17 protein-coding genes and 3 tRNA genes are annotated in these 20,561 nt (G+C 63.0%); 5 read left to right on the forward strand and 15 right to left on the reverse strand.

What is annotated here, in order from left to right; all coding sequences use genetic code 11:
* From AC0Z42_RS17565 to AC0Z42_RS17600, 8 genes are all read right to left on the reverse strand, one after another.
* Positions 1-92 (reverse strand): GTP-binding protein (locus tag AC0Z42_RS17565; protein WP_005434227.1); only part of this gene is annotated, 92 nt, incomplete at its 3' end.
* A gap of 88 nt (positions 93-180) precedes the next feature.
* Positions 181-255: transfer RNA gene (locus tag AC0Z42_RS17570), tRNA-Thr, on the reverse strand.
* A gap of 42 nt (positions 256-297) precedes the next feature.
* Positions 298-371, reverse strand: a tRNA-Gly gene (locus AC0Z42_RS17575).
* 53 nt (positions 372-424) lie between these two features.
* A tRNA-Tyr gene (locus tag AC0Z42_RS17580) sits at positions 425-508 on the reverse strand.
* A gap of 211 nt (positions 509-719) precedes the next feature.
* Positions 720-2,366 carry a response regulator gene (locus AC0Z42_RS17585; protein ID WP_485469676.1) on the reverse strand — a complete coding sequence of 549 codons (1,647 nt, stop codon included), beginning with the start codon at positions 2,364-2,366 and terminating at the stop codon, positions 720-722.
* 16 nt (positions 2,367-2,382) lie between these two features.
* Entirely contained in the window at positions 2,383-3,975 is a 1,593-nt protein-coding gene (locus AC0Z42_RS17590; RefSeq protein ID WP_485469488.1) for a DUF3369 domain-containing protein, read from the reverse strand.
* A gap of 57 nt (positions 3,976-4,032) precedes the next feature.
* On the reverse strand, positions 4,033-5,100 hold the full coding sequence (locus AC0Z42_RS17595) for a J domain-containing protein (RefSeq protein WP_485469489.1): 1,068 nt from the start codon (positions 5,098-5,100) through the stop codon (positions 4,033-4,035).
* A 136-nt stretch (positions 5,101-5,236) separates the two neighbouring features.
* Complete coding sequence (locus AC0Z42_RS17600) at positions 5,237-6,388, reverse strand: class I SAM-dependent methyltransferase (protein ID WP_485469490.1); 1,152 nt, start codon at positions 6,386-6,388, stop codon at positions 5,237-5,239.
* A gap of 91 nt (positions 6,389-6,479) precedes the next feature.
* On the opposite strand from AC0Z42_RS17600, the gene AC0Z42_RS17605 reads away from it, so the two are divergent.
* From AC0Z42_RS17605 to ttcA, 3 genes are read left to right on the forward strand one after another with little or no spacing between them, the layout of a single operon-like run.
* Entirely contained in the window at positions 6,480-7,235 is a 756-nt protein-coding gene (locus tag AC0Z42_RS17605) for an SDR family oxidoreductase (RefSeq protein ID WP_485469491.1), read from the forward strand.
* 50 nt (positions 7,236-7,285) lie between these two features.
* Positions 7,286-7,684, forward strand: coding sequence for a dihydroneopterin aldolase (locus tag AC0Z42_RS17610; RefSeq protein WP_485469492.1), 399 nt, complete (start codon positions 7,286-7,288; stop codon positions 7,682-7,684).
* A complete protein-coding gene (gene ttcA / locus AC0Z42_RS17615) occupies positions 7,681-8,643 on the forward strand; it encodes a tRNA 2-thiocytidine(32) synthetase TtcA (protein ID WP_485469493.1) in 963 nt (320 codons plus the stop codon). The genes AC0Z42_RS17610 and ttcA overlap by 4 nt, the downstream gene beginning before the upstream one ends.
* Positions 8,644-8,685: 42 nt before the next feature.
* Here ttcA and AC0Z42_RS17620 read toward each other — a convergent pair whose 3' ends face one another.
* A complete protein-coding gene (locus AC0Z42_RS17620) occupies positions 8,686-10,383 on the reverse strand; it encodes a methyl-accepting chemotaxis protein (protein WP_485469677.1) in 1,698 nt (565 codons plus the stop codon).
* A gap of 185 nt (positions 10,384-10,568) precedes the next feature.
* On the opposite strand from AC0Z42_RS17620, the gene AC0Z42_RS17625 reads away from it, so the two are divergent.
* Positions 10,569-11,894, forward strand: a complete 1,326-nt coding sequence (locus AC0Z42_RS17625; protein WP_485469494.1) for an amidohydrolase — start codon at positions 10,569-10,571, stop codon at positions 11,892-11,894.
* A 103-nt stretch (positions 11,895-11,997) separates the two neighbouring features.
* On the forward strand, positions 11,998-13,881 hold the full coding sequence (gene pepF, locus AC0Z42_RS17630) for an oligoendopeptidase F (protein WP_485469495.1): 1,884 nt from the start codon (positions 11,998-12,000) through the stop codon (positions 13,879-13,881).
* A 25-nt stretch (positions 13,882-13,906) separates the two neighbouring features.
* Here pepF and kefC read toward each other — a convergent pair whose 3' ends face one another.
* From kefC to AC0Z42_RS17660, 6 genes are all read right to left on the reverse strand, one after another.
* Complete coding sequence (gene kefC / locus AC0Z42_RS17635; protein WP_485469496.1) at positions 13,907-15,721, reverse strand: glutathione-regulated potassium-efflux system protein KefC; 1,815 nt, start codon at positions 15,719-15,721, stop codon at positions 13,907-13,909.
* A gap of 85 nt (positions 15,722-15,806) precedes the next feature.
* Positions 15,807-16,379 (reverse strand): SRPBCC family protein, encoded by a 573-nt coding sequence (locus AC0Z42_RS17640; RefSeq protein ID WP_485469497.1) that lies wholly within the window; start codon positions 16,377-16,379, stop codon positions 15,807-15,809.
* The gene (locus tag AC0Z42_RS17645; RefSeq protein WP_485469498.1) at positions 16,376-16,954 is read right to left on the reverse strand and encodes a dual specificity protein phosphatase family protein; all 579 of its coding nucleotides are present in this window, start codon (positions 16,952-16,954) and stop codon (positions 16,376-16,378) included. The genes AC0Z42_RS17640 and AC0Z42_RS17645 overlap by 4 nt, the downstream gene beginning before the upstream one ends.
* Entirely contained in the window at positions 16,951-17,433 is a 483-nt protein-coding gene (locus tag AC0Z42_RS17650; protein WP_485469499.1) for a hypothetical protein, read from the reverse strand. The genes AC0Z42_RS17645 and AC0Z42_RS17650 overlap by 4 nt, the downstream gene beginning before the upstream one ends.
* Positions 17,430-18,578, reverse strand: coding sequence for an MGDG synthase family glycosyltransferase (locus AC0Z42_RS17655; protein ID WP_485469500.1), 1,149 nt, complete (start codon positions 18,576-18,578; stop codon positions 17,430-17,432). The genes AC0Z42_RS17650 and AC0Z42_RS17655 overlap by 4 nt, the downstream gene beginning before the upstream one ends.
* A 98-nt stretch (positions 18,579-18,676) precedes the next feature.
* Positions 18,677-20,452, reverse strand: coding sequence for a M14 family metallopeptidase (locus tag AC0Z42_RS17660; protein WP_485469501.1), 1,776 nt, complete (start codon positions 20,450-20,452; stop codon positions 18,677-18,679).
* Positions 20,453-20,561 lie beyond the last annotated feature (109 nt).

A 20,561-nucleotide genomic window follows, 5' to 3' on the forward strand; every position in this document is an offset into this window, starting at 1 on the left:
GCAGCGGTCAGCGTGGTTTTACCGTGGTCGACGTGGCCGATGGTGCCGACGTTGACGTGCGGCTTGGTCCGTTCGAATTTACCTTTTGCCATTTTGAACTCCTAATGATTTGATTAGATTGCTCAGGCACACGCCCGACGGTCTGGTTTGAATTGCTTCTGTGTTGCCTGCTGCGAATTCTGGTGCCCTTGACGTGGATCGAACACGTGGCCTCTCCCTTACCAAGGGAGTGCTCTACCACTGAGCTACAAGGGCTGTAATTTTGCTGCATGGATGCATAAGCATCTGAACGGGAACTGGAGCGGGTGAAGGGAATCGAACCCTCGTCGTAAGCTTGGAAGGCTTCTGCTCTACCATTGAGCTACACCCGCGAGGTATCGTTCATTTATCTTCACTTGCTTTACCCAGTTTTCTTGCAAAAACTTGGTGGAGGGGGCTGGATTCGAACCAGCGTACTCGAAAGAACAGATTTACAGTCTGTCGCCTTTAACCACTCGGCCACCCCTCCGCGGGAACCGCAGAGTATGAAGCATCTACTCACAACTGTCAACCTTGTTTCGCATCGCTTGCTGCTGCATTTGCTTATAAAGAAGAAGTTGGCTGCTTCGGGGCGTGATTATAAGCCTCCAATTTAATAATGTGCAAGGGTTGGCCAAAAAAATGTGTATTTTTTTTGTCCCCCTTGCTTGCACCCCGCATTTCCGCGTGCCGGCACCCTGCTAAAGCGCGCCGGGCGGGTGCATCCAGGCGGCGCCGGCAGGCTTGTATTTGCGCAGCAATTGCTGGTGCAGGCCTGACAGCACCGGCAATTTGGGGTTGCGTGGATCGAGCCGGCGTACGCCAGCAATAAATGCCAGTACCTGCTGGCCCAGGCGCTCGTCCCAGCCTTCATGCTCCAGGCATTTCAGCACTGCCACGGCGGCGTTGAATACCACCTGCGGATTGTCGGGCAGGCGCGTGACGGCCTCGCTCATGATCTGGACGGCGCCGCGGAAGTCGCCCTGCCCCGCCCTTGCTGCGCCAGCGGCAACCATGTCGGCCACTTCCTGGCGGCTTTGCCGCGCCAGCGCACGGGCCAGTTCGTCGCGGCCGGCTTTTTCAAATACTGCCATGGCGCGCGTCATGGCGGCGCTGTCGGGCGCGTTGCGCATCACCTCGCGCATCACCTCGGCCGCGCCATCTTCGCGCCCGTTGGCCAGGCAGTAGCTCGCCAGTTCCGTCTTGACGGCGTTGGAAGCGCCGCCGCTGTGGCGGTTGGCGGCCAGCGCCGCGTCGAGCGATTCGTGCAACCGTACCTGGTTGCCGGTGTGGCCATGCAGCATGGCGCTGCACAGGGCGCTGCACAGTTCCGTATTCGGCTGGCCGCCCATGGTACGGTCCAGTTCGCGTATCACGGCGCCGGCCTGCAGCGGATCGTTCTTGCGCACCAGCGTCTGCACCAGGCGCACATGGTCTTCCGGATCGCGAAATTCCGAATACTTGGCCTTGCCGACCACCAGTTTCAGCACCTTTTCCGCCATCTCCATGTCGTCGGCTGCCAGCGCCGCCTCGCCCAGGCGGCGCAGACGGCGCACCGCATGCGGCGACAGCGCCACCGCCACCGCCAGCGTGTCTTGCGCTTGCTGCTGGTGGCCCTGGGCCTGGTGCGTGCGCGCCAGCCAGTCATAGGCGTCGAGAAAGCGCTTGTTGTTGTCCAACAGTTCTTCCAGCGTCGCCTGCGCCGCCGCATAGTCGCCCTGCAGGAACTGCGTCTTGGCCTGGCCCAGGCGCGCCCAGCCGATCGCCTTGGCGTCATACAGCGACGCATAGATGGGCTCTGCCTCGGCCGCCTCGCCCAGCAGCAGATGCAGTTCGGCGCGCAGGCGCAGGAAATCGGTAGCGTAGCGCGGATACAAGGCCGCCCCTTCGCCACAGGCGGCAATCGCACCGCGTTCATTGCCGACATCGATCAGTTCGTGGACCGGCATGAAGGCGGCGCGCTTGTCGACGGCGCGCGCGATGCGCTCCAACATATTGTCGGCCGTGAATGGCTTCAATATGTAGTCGGTGGGCAGCAGCTCGACCGCGCTGACCACCTTGGCAAAGCTGCCTTCGCCGGTGACCATGAAAAACATGGTCGAGGCGTGGATCAGCTTGTGGTGGCGCAGGTCTTCCAGCATCTGCTGGCCGTCCTGCCCGCCTTCGAGGTCGTATTCGCACAGGATCAGGTCATAGCTGCGGTTGCCCAGCATGCGGATGGCCTGGCTGGAACTGGCGGCGTCGTCGATCTTGGCCAGGCCACACAGATTGAGCATATTGTGCAGGCTCGAACGCATGCCGCCATGCGGCTCGATGATCAGGGCGGACAGCCCCTTGAAGTCTTTCATGTCGCGCACGCTTGCATCAGCCGGCTTGCTCCGGATGCCACAGCTGCGGCTCGTTATCGATCAGGTCGAGCAGCGTGGCCACCACTTCCGGATCGAACTGGCTGCCGCTCCTTTGTTCGATATATTCGCGCACCTGTGGATACGGCCACGCTTCCTTGTAGGGCCGCTCATGCAGCAGGGCGTCGAACACATCGACCACGGCGACGATGCGCGCGGCCAGCGGGATCGTGCGCCCAATCAAGCCGTTCGGATAGCCGGCGCCGTCGAAATGCTCATGGTGGCCGCCGGCGATCTGCGCGCCATAGGTCAGGTAGCTGACGCCGTCGACCATGTTGGCGGCGCGTTCGAGGATGGTGCGCCCGACGCTGGCGTGCAGCTGCATCTGCGCCCTTTCCTCGTCATTGTGCAGGCCCGGTTTGAGCAGCACCGCGTCCGGCGTGGCGACCTTGCCAACGTCGTGCAGGATGCTGGCCAGGCCGATCATGTCGAGCAGTTGCGGCGTCAGCTCGTCAAGGTAGACCGCGCGCAGCTTCATGCGCTGGGCGATGGCGTCGGTCAGTTGCTGCACCCGCCGCACATGGCCGCCGGTGTCGCTGTCGCGAAACTCGGCCAGGTCGGCCAGCGCCACCACGGTCGCTTCCTGGGCCTTGCGCAGCTGGCCGAACATGTACAGATTGTCAAACGCGGCGGCGATACGCTCGCAAAACACTTCCAGCAACTCACGCTGGATGGGGGCCAGCGGCCATGGCGGCGTAATTGAAATGGCCAGTTCGCGCTTGCTTTCGGTATGAATGAACAGCACATTGGCCGGATGCTCGAACTGGCTGCGCTTTTCCGCAAACGCCTTGTCGATCGCCGCCGTCAGGGCGTGCCCGGGCGGCATGGCGTTTGATTCGGCCAGCGCGGCATAGGTGCCGGTGGCAGCCACCACTTCGGGCTGGCCGGCGCCGCCCTGCATCAGGCACAGCACGCCGTCGGCGCCCACGTCGAGAATCGCGCTGACCTGGTTCAGCACGCCGGAGGCAAATTCGCGCAGGGAATGGATCTGGTACAGATTGGTGGCGCCGGCCAGGATCTTGCCCAGGCCTATGCGGCTGCGCTCGAGCATCATCAGGCTTTCATACGCGCGCAGGGCCGAAATGACGGTGGTAAACAGCTTTTGCGTGGTCAGCTCGGTCTTGGCCTTGTAGTCGTTGATGTCGTATTCGACGATCACGCGCTGCTCGGGCGCCTGGCCCGGCTGGCCGGTGCGCAGCACCACGCGCACGATATGGTTGTTCAGTTCGGCGCGGATGCGCTTGGCCAGGATCAGGCCCGCATCGTCGGTTTCCATCACCACGTCAAGCAGCACCAGCGCGATATCGGGCGTGTCGCGCAGGATATCGAACGCTTCGCGGCCGCTGTAGGCGGAAAAAAGTTCCAGCTCGCGGCCCTTGAAGTTGACATTGCGCAGCGCCAGCCGCGTGACCGCATGCACATCGACGTCATCGTCAACGATCAAAACGCGCCACAGGCGCTGATCGGGCGCCGCCGCTCCACTCAAGGCTGCCACGGGCTCATCCTCGTCGAGCAGCCAGTTATCGTCTGCATCGGCGGTGAGGTCGGTCATGGATACTCCTAAGGATGAGGAACAGGAAAAGCTTGATGCCTGTCAAGGATAATCAGATTAGATGCTGCTTACAACAGGATTTTGCGTCTCTTCCTGCGGTCCGGGCAGGCTGGCAGATGGCGTGGCCGTGCCGCTGGTATTTTTACTGCCGCAGCCTTCGCTGCCCGGCTCGACCGCCTGGTAGCGCAGCTCGTATTTGCCGGCCGCGAGTTGTTCGACGTTCAGCTTGTCGTGCGCCAGCACGAACAGATAGCGTATATTGGCGCGCCGTTCCAGGTCGAACAGCTTGACGAAGACGGGCGTGGCATTGGCGCTGTTGTCGAGCGTGATGGCCAGGTCCTCGCCCTTGTTGCTGATGGCAAAACCGGACACATAACCGGACTGCAGCGGCCACGGCTCGCCATTCGGCGCCACCAGCGCCTGCGCGCCGCCATCGCAGGCGGGTAAACCCGCTTTCAGGCTCAGCTGCGATACGGCCAGCACTTTGATTTCGGGAATTCTCGGCTGGGCCGGTTCCGGCGCATACGGTTTGCCGACGGCCCAGCTGTCGATGGCCACGGCCTCGGCCTTGGCATCGGGCTTGGTGTTCGGCTTATGATCGGCGCCATCAGCCTTGACGCCATCGCGCGCCAGGCCATTCCAGGCCGAGGCCAGCGCGGCCGGCACCTCGGGTGCGCTGCCCTGCACCAGCAAGGCGCCCAGCCAGCCCAGCAGCAGGCAGACGACCAGGCTCAGCCACCAGCGCCAGTTGCGCCATAACGGCATGGCGCCACGCCGGGCCTTGGCCCTGGCCGGCGGCACGTCCTGCGCCCAGCCGGGTTCCTGCTGGGGCGCATGCGAGCGGCCGTCCTTGTGCCGACCTTCTTCTTGATGGGTGCTTTCCAGCCATTCGATTTCCCATTCCTCGGCGGCGATCCACTCGTCGTGCTCCTTGCGCCGCAGCGGATCGGACAGGGTGCCATAGGCACTGTTGAGGATGGCCATGATGCGGGCCGCCTTCTCGTCGCCGGGATTCTTGTCGGGATGATATTTCTGGCTCAGGGCCTTGTACGCAGCACGTATGACTTCCTGCGGCGCCAGGCGCGCCACTTTCAGGTTGTCATAGTGTGTATGTATCTTTCCCATCGTTCTATCTTGAAATCCGTGCGCGGCGACGGGTGTTTACTGGCTGGAAGCAGGCGGTATCGGTCATCATATACGATATGACAAGACGAACCATGGCCGGCGGCGAAAAATACACGGCCGGCCGCGCTGCCCTTGATCACAGCCGGTGGCTGCGGTCCGCCGACAACAGGGCGTCCGGCAATGTCACGCCATGGCCCACCGCCAGCACCTTGAACAATTCGCCCATTTCGGCCGGCGACACCAGCTTTTGCAGCGCGATCGATTGCGGCAAAAAGGTTTTCGCCTGTTCCGGGTCACTGCGCATCAGCAAGTCGCCGATGCCGGCGCCGAGCAAAAAGCTGGCCTGGTTCATATAGGCCAGCACGTCCAGCCCCGCATCCTGCGCGGCCAGCGCCATGGCAGTGAAGTCGACATGGGCCGTGATGTCCTGCAGGCCGGGCAGATAAAACGGGTCGGCATGCGCATGGTGGCGGTAGTGGCACATCAGGGTGCCGCTGGCGCGCAGGCCCAGGTAATACTCGTGGGCCGGAAAGCCATAGTCGAACAGAACCGCCGCACCACCACGGCCCGCTGTCAACATGCGCGCCAGCGAACGCATGAAGCCACAGGCCACGCCGTGGATTTCGGTTACATAGCCAACCGGCAGCTGCTCGGCCTCGGGCACTTGCGCGGCGATCTGCGCCGCCACCGCGTCGCCGGCGGCGCGCTCGACATACACAAAGCGGCCATCGGCAATGCCGACGTCGAGCTCGCACCAGCCGGCCGGCGTTTTGCTGATCAGGCTGACGGGCATGGCGTCGAGCACTTCATTGCCGAACACGGCGCCTTCGAACGTGTCGGGAAAGCCGTCCAGCCATACCACCTGAGGAAAAGCGGCCAGGGCCGTTTCCTGGCGCGCCCGCAATTCGCCCGACAATTCGACGATTGCATATTGCTCGACATGGATGCCGGCGCTGGCCGCCTCGGTCAGGATATCAAACGCCAGCTTGCCGGTACCGGCCCCGAATTCCAGGATGCGGGGGGCCGTTTGCGCCATAATAGCGGCTGCCACATGGGCCAGGGTGGCACCAAACAGCGGCGATATCTCTGGTGCGGTTGTAAAATCGCCATGTTCGCCCAGCTTGGCGGCGCCGCCGCTGTAGTAGCCAAGATCGGGCGCATACAGCGCCAGCTCCATGAAACGGGCAAACGGAATGGCGCCGTCATGCTGCGCGATCTCGGCGGCAATCAGGTTCTGCAAGGCATGGGACGCGGCCAGCGCGTCGCTATCGGGTTCGGGTAGGGACATTCCCGCATTGTAGCGAATCGGCCGGCTCGCCGCCTCCATCATCACACGCATAAAGTACATGAATCACACTTCGACAGATACAACAGACAGCATGGCCAAGGTGGCCCTGGTCACGGGCGCCGCGCGCCGCATCGGCCGCGCCATCGCACTGGGCCTGGCGCGCGACGGCTGGGATATCGCCGTGCACTACCGCGATTCGCGCCAGGAAGCCCTGAGCCTGGTCGGCGAGCTGACCGCCCTGGGCCGGCGCGCCCACGCCTTCCAGTGCGACCTGGCGCAGGAAGCACAGGTACGCCGGCTGCTGCCGCAGGCGCAGGCGGCACTGGGCCGCATTACTTGCGTGGTGAATAACGCTTCGTTGTTTGAATACGACAATGCCGGCGATTTTTCCTTTACCGCCTTGGACGCCCACATGCATGCCAACCTGGCCGCGCCGATGCTGCTGGCGCAGGCGCTGTACCAGGCAACACCATCAGGCGAACAAGCGGTGGTGATCAACCTGCTGGACCAAAAACTGTACAATCTCAATCCTGATTTTTTGTCGTACACCTTGTCCAAGGCCGCGCTGCTGTCGGCAACCACCATGCTGGCCCAGGCGCTGGCGCCGAAAGTGCGCGTGGTCGGCATCGCCCCCGGCATTACCATGGTGTCGGGCGATCAAAGCGAAGCGAACTTCGTCAAGGCACATGAAAACACGCCGCTGGGGCGCTCGAGCACGCCGCAGGACGTGGCCGATTGCGTCTGCTACGTGGCCGGTGCGCGCGCGCTGACCGGCACTACCTTGCTGGTCGACGGTGGCCAGCACCTGATCGGCTTGCCGCGCGACGTCATGTTCCTGGCCAAATAATCAGCAGCGCAACCGAATATCCTCCTACAGCATCATTAAAAGGTAAAACCATGTCATCCGCCCTGTTTCACCCTCGCCTGCTTGACTGCCGGCGCCTGTTCTTGCGCAATTACGAAGTGCTGATCAATATCGGCGTCTACGACTTCGAGAAAAAGGGCGAGCAGCGCGTGCTGATCAATGTCGACCTGTATATTCCGCTGGCCCAGTCGACGCCGAAGGACGACCAGCTCGACGAAGTGGTCGACTACGACTTCATGCGCGACACCATTGCCAAACGCATGGCGCAAGGCCATGTGCAGCTGCAGGAAACCCTGGTCGACGATGTGCTGGCCGCCATGCTGGCGCACCCGCGCGTGCGCGCCGCGCGCGTGTCGTCGATGAAACCGGACGTCTACCCCGACTGCGAAGGCGTGGGCGTGGAAGTATTCCAGATCAAGGATGCGGCATGAGCGAGGCAACCATGGAGATGACAACGACGGCAGTGGAAATTCCGGCCAATATCGAAGCGCAGAAACTGGCGCGCAAGAAGGCGGAAAAAATCGCGCTGGAAAACAACAAGCTGCACAAGCGCTTGTGCCGTTTGGTGGGCCAGGCGATCGGCGACTTCAACATGATCGAAGAAGGCGACAAGGTGATGGTGTGCCTGTCCGGCGGCAAGGACAGCTACGCCCTGCTCGACATTTTGATGACCCTGCGCGAGCGCGCGCCGATCCACTTCGATATCGTGGTGGTCAACCTGGACCAGAAGCAGCCAAACTTCCCGCCCGAGATCCTGCCGGCCTACCTGACCGAACTGGGGGTGGCCTTCCATATTGAAAACCAGGATACCTACAGCATCGTCAAGCGGCTGATTCCGGAAGGCAAGACCACCTGCTCGCTGTGCTCGCGCCTGCGCCGCGGCATCTTGTACCGCGTGGCCGACGAACTGGGCGCGACCAAGATCGCGCTGGGGCACCATCGCGACGATATCCTGGAAACCTTTTTCCTGAATATGTTCTTCGGCGGAAAACTGAAAGGCATGCCGGCCAAGCTGGTGTCCGACGACGGCAAGCACATGGTGATACGCCCGATGGCGTATGTGAAGGAAGAAGACACCGAGCGCTATGCGGAAGTAAAGGGTTTCCCGATCATTCCATGCGACCTGTGCGGCTCGCAGGAAAATCTGCAGCGCAAGCAGATCAAGGCCATGATGCGCGACTGGGACAAGAAATTCCCGGGCCGCGTGGAAAGCATCTTCTCGGCCATGTCGAACGTGGCGCCGTCGCACCTGATGGATGGCAAGCTGTTCGGCTTTACCGACCTGAAAGCGGACGGCCTGGCCAATCCGATGGGCGATATCGCCTTCGATGAAGAACCATGCTCGACGCCAACCACGTTTGGCGCGACGATTCCGCTGCAGGCGGTGTAATGCCGGGCGGCGCCATCATCGCGATGGCGCCTGCCGATTGGTTTAGAACTCTTCCCAGTCATCATTTGCCAGCGTTTTAGCCGCTGGCAATTTTTTGGGCGATACCGCCGCGTTGCGGGCGGTCACACGAGCTACCGGCGCGGCCGCACGTACCGTTGCAGCCGCTGCCGGACGGCGCAGCAAGCCCGCCTGTTCGCGCAGCTTGAAGACGCTGACTACCTGCGCCAGGTCATGGGCCTGGTCCTGCAGCGAGCCGGCAGCGGCGGCCGCTTCTTCCACCAGCGCCGCATTTTGCTGGGTCACGTGATCCATTTGCGCAATCGCCTGGTTGACCTGCTCGATGCCATGCGTCTGCTCGGTGCTGGCGCTGGAGATCTCGCCAATAATGTCGGTCACGCGCTTGACGCTGGAGACTACCTCGTCCATCGTCGCGCCGGCCTGGTCGACCAGTTTCGCGCCGATATCGACCTTGCTGACCGAGTCGTCGATCAGGCCCTTGATTTCCTTGGCCGCCTGGCTTGATCTCTGTGCCAGGTTGCGCACCTCGGAAGCGACCACCGCAAAGCCGCGCCCCTGCTCGCCGGCGCGCGCCGCTTCCACCGCCGCATTCAGCGCCAGGATATTGGTCTGGAAGGCGATGCCATCGATGACGCTGATGATGTCGACAATCTTGCGCGACGAGGCATTGATCGAACCCATGGTGGCCACCACTTCGGCCACGACCGCGCCGCCACGGCTGGCGATGCCGGCCGCCGTGATCGCCAGCTGGTTGGCCTGGCGCGCATTGTCGGCATTCTGCTTGACGGTGCCGGTCAGCTCTTCCATCGACGACGCCGTCTCTTCCAGCGAGCCGGCCTGCTGCTCGGTGCGCGAGGACAGGTCCAGGTTGCCGGCCGCGATTTCACTCGATGCGGTAGCAATGCTGTCGGTACCGCTACGCACCTGGCTGACGATACCGACCAGGCTGTTGTTCATATTGCCCAAGGCCGTCAGCAGTGCGCCCGTTTCGTCCTTCGCCGAGGTGGTGACGGTATGCGTCAGGTCGCCGCCAGCAACGGTTTCAGCCAGCGCCAGCGCCTGGCGCAAGGGGCGCGTGATGCCGGTCGTCAGCAGCCATGAGCACAACACGCCAAAGGCAACCGCAAAGACGGTCAGCATGCTGATGACGCTGGTATCGCGCACGGCCGAGGCGTCGATCTGTTTGGCGGTGGCGTCGATGCTGGTGCGCTGCATCGTCACCAGCTCCTGCAGCAGGTCCTGGTAGACCTTGGCTGCCGGCGTAAACGAGCCGTCGAGGATTTTTGCTGCGCCCTCCACATCGCCGTCGGCCTTGGCCTTGACGGCGCCGTCGCGCGAGGCGCTGTACAGCTTGCGCTGTTCCAGAATTTTCGCAAACAGGGCTTTTTCCTGCTCGCCCGAGATCAAAGGTTCGATCTGCTTCAGCAGTTCGGCGGCGCGCTTGACCGAGGCGGCCAAATCTTCCTTGAAGTACGGACCCAGCGCCGGGTCGCTGCTTTTCACGATGGCGGCCGTGCGGCGGATCGAGGCGAAGTTCAGGCCGTACCAGTCGGTAATCAATCGTTCCTTGGTCAGCGGTTCGGCCATCATGGCGCGCGTGGCAGTGGCCACATCATTGAGGCGCCAGACGCCCACCGTGGCGATCACGACCGTCATGGCCAGGATCAGGACAAAGCCGATGCCCAGGCGTTTGCCGATCTTGATATTTGCGATAAAACTCATCATGTTTTTTCTCTAAATTAGTGCATTGGGGATATTTTTAATTCCATATGGAATTTTTTATATTGCAGATTATACATTATTGAAATATATTCGACCAGATTATTGATTTTGGGAAATGTTTCTGATAAGTTAAAAGACCACTCCGTCACAGTAGGCGCACAACGCCCGCAATTCAAAAGAAACTTATGAAATTTCCCGTAGCACAGATCAAAAAAATCGCTTTTGCCACCGCACTGGTCGCCACCGGCACCAGCCACGCCGCCGCCCTGCCACCGGCGATTGCCGCCCAGCTGAACGCCAACACTCCGGCAGTCGAAAGCTTGTACCTGGACCTGCACCGCCATCCGGAACTGGCGTTCCAGGAAGTCGAAACGGCCAAAAAACTGGCTGAAAAAGTCAAGGCGCTGGGCTTTGACGTGACCACCGGCGTTGGCGGCACCGGCGTGGTGGCGATACTGCGCAACGGCCCCGGTCCGGTCGTCATGCTGCGCACCGAAATCGACGCCTTGCCGGTGCTGGAAAAAACCGGCCTGCCGTTTGCCAGCAGCGTGGTCACCAAGAACGCCGCCGGCGACACCGTGCCGGTCATGCACGCCTGCGGCCACGATGTGCATATGTCGGCCTGGTATGGCAGCGCCAAGCTGATGGCGGACAACCGCAGCAACTGGAGCGGCACGCTGATGCTGGTCGGCCAGCCGGCCGAGGAACCGCTGCTGGGCGCGGCCGCCATGCTGAAAGACGGCTTGTTTACCCGCTTCCCGAAACCCGATTACGCGCTGTCCTTCCACGACGAAGCAACCCTGCCATCGGGCACCGTGGGTTATCACGCCGGCTACTTCCGCGCCGCCGCCGATACCATCAGCATCACCGTATATGGCCAGGGCGGCCACGGCGCCGCGCCGCACGACACGCGCGACCCGGTGGTGATGGCGGCGCGCATCGTGCTGGCGCTGCAGACCCTGGTCTCGCGCGAAAACAATCCGATGGACCCGGTGGTGATCACGGTGGGCAGCATCCATGGCGGCACGCAGGCCAATATCGTGCCCGACCAGGTCACCATGCAGCTGACCGTGCGCACCTTCAAGGACGCCGTGCGCAAGCGCGTGCTGGCCAGCATTGCACGTGAAGTCAAGGGCGAAGCGTTTGCCGCCGGCGCACCAAAAGAGCCGCTGGTGGAAGTGCGCCCCGGCACGGACGCTGTCTACAACGACCCCGAGCTGACGTTGCGCATGGTGGGCACCCTGCAAAAGTCGCTCGGTGCGGCGCAGGTAGTGGAAATGCCGGCCAAGATGACCTCGGAAGACTTTGCCAACTATGGCCAGGCCGGCGTAAAAGCGGTGCTGCTGCATATCGGCGCGGTGGAACCAGGCAAGCTGGCGGCGGCCAAGGCCAGCGGCAAGCCATTGGCCGGCCCGCACTCGCCGCAATGGGCGCCCGAGTACCAGCCGACCATCAAGGCGGCGATCACGGCGGAAACGTCGATCCTGCTCGACCTGCTGGGTAAAAAGTAAGCCATTCCCGCGCCGGGGCACCCTGCTGTTCCGGCGCGCCATCTTGCTGTAAAGTGGGCGCGCTGCACGCCGCCCTCTTGCAACCGGATATGGAATGGATAGTATGACGACTTTCAAACGCCCCGCCCTGACCCTGCTGGCCCTCGCTTTCTCCCTCGCCACCGCTTTTTCCACCGCCCCCGCCATCGCGCAGACCGACGCCGTCGCCGACCGCTGGGACCTGACAAAACTGTACCAGGACGACGCCGCCTTTGACGCCGATGCAAAGCAGCTCGATGCGCAGTTGAAGCAGCTGGCTTCTTGCCGCGGCCAGCTGGGCGCTTCGGCGGCCCGCCTGAAATCCTGCCTGGACCTGTATGCCGAGGCACGCAAGCGCGTCGGCCGCCTGACTTCGTATGCGTCGCAGTACTACGACCAGGACACGGGCGACGGCAAGGGCAACCAGCTGAACCAGCGCGCCGCCCTGCTGGGCAACACTTTTGCGCAGGCCACCACCTTTATCCAGCCCGAGATCCTGGCGCTGGGCAGCAAACGCATCGACGCGCTGCTGGCGAAAGACAAGGGCTTGCAGCTATACCGCTTTCAGTTGACCAGCATGCTGCGCAATGCGCCGCACACGCTCGATGGCGCCGGCGAGCAATTGCTGGCGCAGTTCGGCCTGGCCACCGGTTCGGCCGCCAGCGTCTACCGCACCCTGGCCAATTCGGAAGTGCCGTGGCCGACCGTCAAGCTCTCCAGCGGCAAGGAAGTACGGCTCGACCAGGCGGCATATACCAAGTACCGCGGCGACGACAACCGCGCCGACCGCAAGCTGGTGTTCGACGCCTTTTTCGGCAAGTGGAAAGACTACGAACGCACGTTTGGCGAAACCCTGTACGGCCAGCTGAAGACCGACGCCGCCTACGCCAAAGTGCGTCGCTATGCCGATTCGCAAAGCGCCGCGCTGGACTCGGACAACCTGCCGCCGGCCGTCTACCAGACCCTGATCGCGCAGACCAACGCCAACCTGCCGACCCTGCACCGCTACTTCAAGCTGCGCGCACGCATGCTGGGCGTGAGCGACCTGGCCTATTACGACATCTATGCGCCGCTGCTGAAAAGCGAGCGCACCTTCCCGCTGGCCGAAGGCAAGCGCATGATGCTCGATTCGGTGGCGCCGCTGGGGCGGGACTATGTCACAGCCCTGACGGCGGCGGCCAACGCGCGCTGGATGGACGTGTACCCGCGCCCGCGCAAGGCGGCCGGCGCCTACATGAATGGCGAAGCATATGACGTGCACCCGTTCGTGCTGCTCAATTACACCGATAACTACGAAGCCGTCAGCACCCTGACCCACGAATGGGGCCACGCCATGCACTCGGTGCTGGCCAACAAGGCGCAGCCATCGATCTACGCGCCGTACAGCATCTTTGTGGCGGAAATCGCCTCGACCACCAATGAGGCGCTGCTGCTCGAGCACCAGCTGAGCGTGGCGAAAGATGACGACGAGCGATTGCTGTACCTGGGTGCGGCGCTGGAAGGCTTGCGCGGCACTTTCTTCCGCCAGGCCATGTTTGCCGAGTTCGAGGCCGCCATCCACGCCAAGGTGGACCAGGGCGAGTCGCTGACGGGCGAGCAGATGACGGCCATCTATGCCGATATCCTCAAGCGCTACCACGGCGAGGCGCAAGGCGTGATGAAGATCGATCCGGCCTATGCGCTGGAATGGGCGTATGTGCCGCACTTCTACCACGGCTTCTATGTGTTCCAGTACGCCACCTCGATCGCTGCGGCGCAGGATTTTGCGCAGCGCATCCTGGCCAAAGAGCCGGGCGCGCTGCAGGCCTACCTGAAAATGCTCGGCTCGGGCGGCTCGGCCTATCCGTATGAGCTGGTGAAAGCGGCCGGGGTCGACCTGGCCACGCCGAAACCGTACCAGGCGCTGGTGGCGCGCATGAACGGCATCATGGACCGCATCGAGGCGATCGAAAGCCGTCGCGGGAAGTAAAAACCCAAGGTCTGAACGGCTGAGGTCAGACCCGAGGGTCTGACCCCTGTACTTCGGCAGCAAACGCCGCGGCATCGCTCTCGAACATATCCTCCAGTTCCTCGCGCGCCTTGCGCGTGAGGGACATCACTTTTTGCTGGTCCTGGAAGTGCGGCGCCACATCGAGCAGGGTTTTCAGGTTATGTGTGCGGAAAATGGCAGCCGCGCGTTCGGCGCGTTCGGCGCTGTAGCCGGCCTGGCGCAAGGTCTGCTCGCCCAGCAGCAGCGCGGCGGCAAAGGTTTCGCGCTCGATCAGCGTCACGCCGCGGTTCATCAATTCATAGTAATGCGTGACGTTGCGCGCGCGCGCCAGGATGGTCAGGTGCGGCAGGCGCAGGCGCACGGCGTCGACCAGCGCCAGGCTGTCGTCGACATCGTCGATGGCGATCACCAGTGCTTTCGCCTTTTCAATGCCGGCCGCCACCAGCAAGTCGACCCGCGTGGCGTCGCCATAAAACACCTTGAAGCCGAATTTGCGCAGCAGCTCGATCTGGTCCGGATCATGGTCGAGCACCGTTACGCCGATCTTGTTGGCGGCCAGCAGGCGGCCGATGATCTGGCCGAAGCGGCCGAAGCCGGCGATCATGATGGGGTTGTCCTGCGCTTCCATGGTGTCGTCGGGACGGCGTTTCTTGTCGCTGCGCAGGCGCGGCGCCACCAGCTTGTCGTGCAACAGCAGCAGCAAGGGCGTGGCCACCATCGACACCGTCACCACCACCACCAGCACGGCGCTGGTCTCGGGCGTCAACACATGGGCTGCCAGCGCGGTGGCAAACACCACGAAGGCGAACTCGCCGCCCTGCGACAGCAGCAGCGCAAAGAACAGCTGCTGGCCGCGCGGAATATCGAACAGTTTGGACAGGCCATACAGCAGCGCGATCTTGATGCCCAGCAGGCCCGCCACCAGCGCCAGGATCAGCAATGGCTGGGCGCGCAGCACGCCAAAGTCGACCGACATGCCGACGGCGATAAAGAACAGGCCCAGCAGCAGGCCCTTGAACGGCTCCAGGTCGCTGATCAGCTCATGGCGGTATTCGGAGTCGGCCAGCAGCACGCCGGCGACAAAGGTACCCAGCGCCATCGACAGGCCCACCGATTCCATCAGCACGCAGATGGCGATCACCAGCATCAGCGCAAAGGCGGTGAAAATTTCACGCAGTTCGGTCTTGGCGATAAAGCGCAGGATCGGATTGACCAGGAAGCGACCAGCCACCACCAGTGCGGCCAGCACGGCCACCAGTTTGGCCACGCGCAGCCAGCCCGGCGCGTCGCTGTGGGTGGCCAGGCCACCCAGCAGCGGCACCAGCGCGATCATCGGGATGGCGGCAATATCCTGGAACAGCAAAATGGAAAATCCGGCCGAACCGGCCGGCGTCGACATCAGCTTGCGTTCGCCCAAGGTAGCCAGCACGATGGCCGTCGACGACAGCGACAAGCCCAGCGCGGCCACCAGCGCCGTGCGCCAGTCCACGCCAAAGGCCATCGCGCCGGCGCACAGGCCGGCGCTGACAACAAACACTTGCGCCCCGCCCCAACCGAAGATGGGGCGGCGCAACAGCCACAGCCGCTTCGGTTCGAGTTCCAGACCGATCAGAAACATCAGCAGCACCACGCCGAACTCGGAAAAACTCAGGATCACTTCGACGTTGTTGATCAGGCCAAAGCCCCAGGGTCCGATAATGACGCCGGCCACCAGGTAGCCCAGCACGGCGCCCATGCCCAGGCGCTTGGCCAGCGGCACCATGACGATGGCGGCCACCAGGTAAAACAGGATATTGAGTAAAAAGCTGTGGTGTTCCATGCGAATTCCGGTAAAACGTGACTGGAATCGCAATCATGCCTGAACTTGCGTGTGCATGTGACCAAGCAATAGACCAGGTCCGCAGCTATTTTTTCACGGCCACCCGCGTGCGCAGCGCCTCGAACATTTTCGGGATGCTGTCGCGGCTCATGCTGTCGACGATCCAGCCCAGTCCCATCGGTACCGGTCCGGGGTCGGTGTACACTTGGTATTTGATGGCGGTGGCGCCGGCGTTCTGCGGATCGGGCGACAGCTGCCAGTAGCCGCTGGTGTCGGCAATCGTGTCATCCGGCTTCAGGCCTTCCATCGGCACCAGCTTCCAGGCCAGCTGGCAGGAGACGTCCGTCACTTTCGGCGTCATCTTCAGGCGGTACTGCTTGGTTTTCCCCATCGGCAGCTTGAGCGTGACGTCGATCAGCGAGGCGCCGCCGCCGGCGCTGGCCACCTTGATCTTGTCCACATTCGGCATGAACTGCGGATAGCCGGCAAAATCCTGGATGGTGGCGCACACGGTCGCCACGCTGGCCGGCACGCTGGTGCTGGCGGCAAAGGTCTTGCCGGGCACGCCAGGTTTGCTGACGTCCACCAGGGCGACATCGGGTGCGGCAAGCGCGATCAGTGGCGCACATGCGGCAAGGGCAATCAAAATGGTCTTCATGGCATTCCTTGGTCGATCTGCGCGCGGATCGCTTCCACGTCGACGCGCTTGAGATATTTTTCGATATTTTTCCACACCGCGTGGTAGCCATAGCCGCCGTTTTTCAGTTCATCGATCGCCTTTTCGCGCGGCCAGCCCTGGTACAGCATGCGATACATGGCGGTCATCATGCCGGTCCGGTCGGCGCCGTGCAGGCAATGCAGCAGCACCGGGCCGTGTGCTTCGGCGGCGCGGATGCTGCGCATCGCTTCGATCACATGGCGGTCGCGGATGGCCCAGGTATTGATCGGTATGCGCACGGTGCGAATGCCGCTGTCCTTCAGCACTTCGGTATCCGAATGAAACGAGCGCAGGCTGATCACGGTCTTCACGCCCAAGGCCTGCAACTGCTTCACGTCGGCGCGGTCCAGCATGGCGCTGCGGTACAGCACCGGCGTGACCTGGTGCAGGTTCGACACATGCGGCATGGGCGTGGCCCAGTCAGGATGGCGCTCGGGAGCCGCCTTCTGCGCGCTTGCCGGCGCCATCATCAGGCCGAACGACAGCGACAGCAACAGCGCGGGAATCGAGGTCATGATTTTCTCCTGTAAGAAAAGTACAGCAGCACGCCCGCCACCAGCAGCGAAACCCAGTAATCGGTGGGCGCAAACCACAGCCAGTGCTTGTGCCAGGCGATATGCGCCGGGCTGAAATGCGCCACGCCATACGCAGGATTCATGACAAACCACAGATAGTCCTCGACCACCCAGAACAGCATGATGCAGCCGATGGCACGCGCCTCCAGGCGCCATGACCACTGCGCCATGAACAGCAGCGGAAAATGAAAGAACAGCACAACAAACGGGAACACCCAGGCGTGGTAGCCGGTCATCGGCCGGCCGCCCCAGAAAATATCGAGCAGCCAATGGTGTTCGATGCGCCAGGTAGGCAGGTTCGCCGCCCAGCCGGCCGCGCCTTCGATCTGGATCTCGACCTGCGCAAAGAACAGGCCCAGCAAGCATACCCAGGCAACAGTAGCCGCGATCTGCCACGGTTTGACCAGCGTGCCCGTCATGCTTGCGTGCCCAGTACTTGCGCCAGCACCTCCAGCGCGGCCGCCGGGCGGCCCAGCGCCAGCGCTTTTGCACGCATCGATTGCAGCTGCTCCGGGTGATCGAGCAGATGGCGCACGCGGTATTCCAGGGTCACGCCATCGAAAGCCTTCAGCGCCACGCCCTGCTCCAGCAGATAGTCGGCATTGCGCTCTTCCTGACCCGGAATCGGCGAATTGACGATCATCGGCAAGCCCAGTGCCAGGCATTCGGAAGTGGTCAGCCCGCCCGGCTTGGTGATCACCAGGTCGGCGCAGGCCATCAGCCGCTCCACTTCGCTGGTAAAGCCCTGCGCCAGCAGCCGGCCCGGATACTGCGCGACCAGCTTTTGCAGCGCGGCCAGCGCGGCGGCGTTTTTCCCCGCCAGCACGATCAGCTGGAAGTCACTGTCCAGCGCCAGCAGGCGTGCGGCGATCGTATCCAGGCTGCCCAGGCCGGCGCCGCCGCCCATCAATAAAATGGTCTTGCGCTGCGGGTCGAGCCCGAATGCCTGCGCGCACTGCGCGCGGTCCAGGGGCCTCGCAAAGGCCGGCATGACGGGTATGCCGGTCACATGAATGCGTTCGGCGGGAATGCCCTCGTGGCGCATGCGAAACGCCACTTCATCGGTGGCGGCAAAATAGCCTTGCATATGGTCGTGCACCCACATGCGGTGCAGGTCGAAGTCGGTCACCTGTACCCACACCGGGCAGGCCAGCTGGTGCTCGCGCAGCGCGCGCGACAGCAGTTCGGCCGGCAGGAAATGGGTGCAGATAATGGCGTCGGGTGCAAAGGCGGCGATCTGCGCCATCAGCGCGCGCGTATTGAGGCGCTCGACACCGCGGCGCAGGCGCTGCATCGTGCTGTCTTTCGGCGCGTCATGCGTGGCGTGGTACAGATAACCCCACAGCGCGGGCGCCTTGTTGACCAGCTTGATGTAAAAATCCGTATACATCTTGCGGAACGCGGGCGTGACAAACGCCATCACATCGAGATGGCTGGCCATGGCGCGCGGCCCCTGGCCATCATCCTGTGCCGCGTAGGCCTCGATCGCTTGCGCCGCGCGCATATGGCCGGCGCCGGCCGACACGCTGAGGATCAGGATTTTTTTCGGTAGTTGCTGCGGCATATGCTGGCGCTCCAGGTAGCCCTTATCGGGAAAGCAAGCACAATAGCATCAACCGCCGCGCGCACATTACATCTTCGCAAGCGACCCGCAATTTGCCCTTATTTCATTACCGGCGCGACATCGGTGCGCATGACCGGGTACAGATTCAGGCGTTCATCCCACGAAGCATGGCGGCGCGCGAAAAACGCCAGCCGCGCTTTCGGGTTGTGCGCAAAGGCCGGATCGTCGGCCAGCTTCTGGCGAAATTGCGCCGCCAGCGCCGGGTCCGCTGCCAGCTGCGCGCGCGCGACGTCTTCGGCCACATAGTCTTCCATATATTCCTTGGCCTCGTAGGCCGTGTTGAAACTGCCCCAGGCCTGCAGCGAATCGGGCGCACGCGGCTCGAGCAGGGCCAGCACCAGACGCGCCTTGGGCTGGTTCACGGGTACATACAGCGCGCCGGCGCCGATGGTGCGCTCTTCAAGCTGCCACTCGCCCGTCACTTGCGCCGTCTGCCGGCCTTCGAACGATTGCGCGCCGAATTTCACGCTGCTGGCGCGGAAGGCCCCGACCATTTGCTTGTTCAACTCTGTGCGCAGCACCTGGTACTGCACGCCATGCTGGCGCAGCTTTTCCGCCACCATCGCCGCATGGGCCGCTGGCACCAGGTAGCCGGCCTTTGGCGCCGTGACCTGCAGGTTGGGCACGATTTCGTCGCGCAGCGGCACCGTCCATAGCTGCGGGCGGGTCTCGTCGTAGCGTGTCATCAGGGCGCCCGAGACGTCAGACGGCGTGCGCGTATAGGCGTAGCCGCGGAAATCGATCATGCGGCTCTTGTCGGTGGTCTTGTAGCTCAGGGGCAGTTCGCTGCCGGCCAGCTGCTGCGCGCGCGCGTCGGCCGCCAGGGCCGTACTGCGCCAGGCGGCGCCGTGCTGCGCCACCTGTTCCAGCAGCGAGACTATGGTATTGCGCGTGATGCGCACGCGGGTCGGGTAATCCTTCCACGAATGGGTTTCCACCAGCACGCCAAAGCGGTTGCGCAGCTGGAAGTAGCCGTGCGAAAAGCGCGGCGTCGGCGCGCCATCGACAAAGCCCGATTGCGGATTGTCTTCTTCGGCAAACGAGATATAGAATGGCTTCGGATCCGAGCCCTGTTTTGCCAAGTCGGCCAGCACGCTGTCGCGCAGAACCGTGCCGGCCGCACGCAACGCAGCGTCGCCCGCATGCACGGGTTCGACCTGGATCGAGATGTCGGGTTCGAACTGGGCGCCGTCCGTCACGTGCAGGTCGACATAGGCCAGCGGGTCCCAGGCGTTCACCAGCGCCAGCATCTGCTGCATTTCGGGCGCATCGGCCTTCATGTAGTCGCGGTTCAGGTTGAAGTTTTGCGCCGTGCTGCGCCAGCCCATTTCCACCGGGCCGCGCTGGTTGGGGCGGTTCCACTGGCCGAAGCGCTCATGGCCATCGATATTAAATACCGGCACGAACAGCAGCACCTGCTTGTCGAGCGCGCCGGGCGCCGCCTTGCCATCCAATACTTCGCGCAGCGCCAGAAAGCCCGCATCCTTGCCGTCGATCTCGCCGGAATGGATGCCGCCCTGTACCAGCAGCACCGGCAGCTTGCGCCGCACCGCCTCCTGCGCGCTCAAGGCGCCCGTATTCGAGACCGCCAGCGCCAGCATCGGCCGGCCTTCCGGCGTACGGCCAAACTCCAGGCAGCGCACCTGCTTCGGATAGCGGGCCTGGAATTGTTTGCACAAGGTTTCCACTTCGGCATAGCGGCCGGTGTTCAAAAAGCCCGAGCGTTCGGCGATGGTGGTCAATGGCGCCGCCGCGTGCGCAGGGAAAGCAAAGGTGGACAGCAAGGCGGCGGACAGCAGGGCGTGGCGTAGCATGGGAAAGACTCCAGCGGCAGATGGGAAGCGGGCAATTATAGGGGCGGCGGCGGGTATAAAACTGCGCCGGAAAATAAAAAAACCGGGACGGCGAAAGCGGTCCCGGCTT

This window comes from Janthinobacterium sp. 1L-D-8-B-C4 (assembly GCF_057291295.1).

Coding starts and splice junctions, on each gene's coding strand:
- AC0Z42_RS17605 (WP_485469491.1), top strand. CDS start 6,480: ATGGCCAAGGTGGCCCTGGTCACGGGCGCCGCGCGCCGCATCGGCCGC.
- AC0Z42_RS17620 (WP_485469677.1), bottom strand. CDS start 10,383: ATGAGTTTTATCGCAAATATCAAGATCGGCAAACGCCTGGGCATCGGC.
- AC0Z42_RS17645 (WP_485469498.1), bottom strand. CDS start 16,954: ATGACCTCGATTCCCGCGCTGTTGCTGTCGCTGTCGTTCGGCCTGATG.
- AC0Z42_RS17610 (WP_485469492.1), top strand. CDS start 7,286: ATGTCATCCGCCCTGTTTCACCCTCGCCTGCTTGACTGCCGGCGCCTG.
- AC0Z42_RS17650 (WP_485469499.1), bottom strand. CDS start 17,433: ATGACGGGCACGCTGGTCAAACCGTGGCAGATCGCGGCTACTGTTGCC.
- AC0Z42_RS17660 (WP_485469501.1), bottom strand. CDS start 20,452: ATGCTACGCCACGCCCTGCTGTCCGCCGCCTTGCTGTCCACCTTTGCT.
- ttcA (WP_485469493.1), top strand. CDS start 7,681: ATGAGCGAGGCAACCATGGAGATGACAACGACGGCAGTGGAAATTCCG.
- pepF (WP_485469495.1), top strand. CDS start 11,998: ATGACGACTTTCAAACGCCCCGCCCTGACCCTGCTGGCCCTCGCTTTC.
- AC0Z42_RS17625 (WP_485469494.1), top strand. CDS start 10,569: ATGAAATTTCCCGTAGCACAGATCAAAAAAATCGCTTTTGCCACCGCA.
- AC0Z42_RS17655 (WP_485469500.1), bottom strand. CDS start 18,578: ATGCCGCAGCAACTACCGAAAAAAATCCTGATCCTCAGCGTGTCGGCC.
- AC0Z42_RS17585 (WP_485469676.1), bottom strand. CDS start 2,366: ATGAAAGACTTCAAGGGGCTGTCCGCCCTGATCATCGAGCCGCATGGC.
- AC0Z42_RS17595 (WP_485469489.1), bottom strand. CDS start 5,100: ATGGGAAAGATACATACACACTATGACAACCTGAAAGTGGCGCGCCTG.
- AC0Z42_RS17590 (WP_485469488.1), bottom strand. CDS start 3,975: ATGACCGACCTCACCGCCGATGCAGACGATAACTGGCTGCTCGACGAG.
- AC0Z42_RS17640 (WP_485469497.1), bottom strand. CDS start 16,379: ATGAAGACCATTTTGATTGCCCTTGCCGCATGTGCGCCACTGATCGCG.
- kefC (WP_485469496.1), bottom strand. CDS start 15,721: ATGGAACACCACAGCTTTTTACTCAATATCCTGTTTTACCTGGTGGCC.
- AC0Z42_RS17600 (WP_485469490.1), bottom strand. CDS start 6,388: ATGTCCCTACCCGAACCCGATAGCGACGCGCTGGCCGCGTCCCATGCC.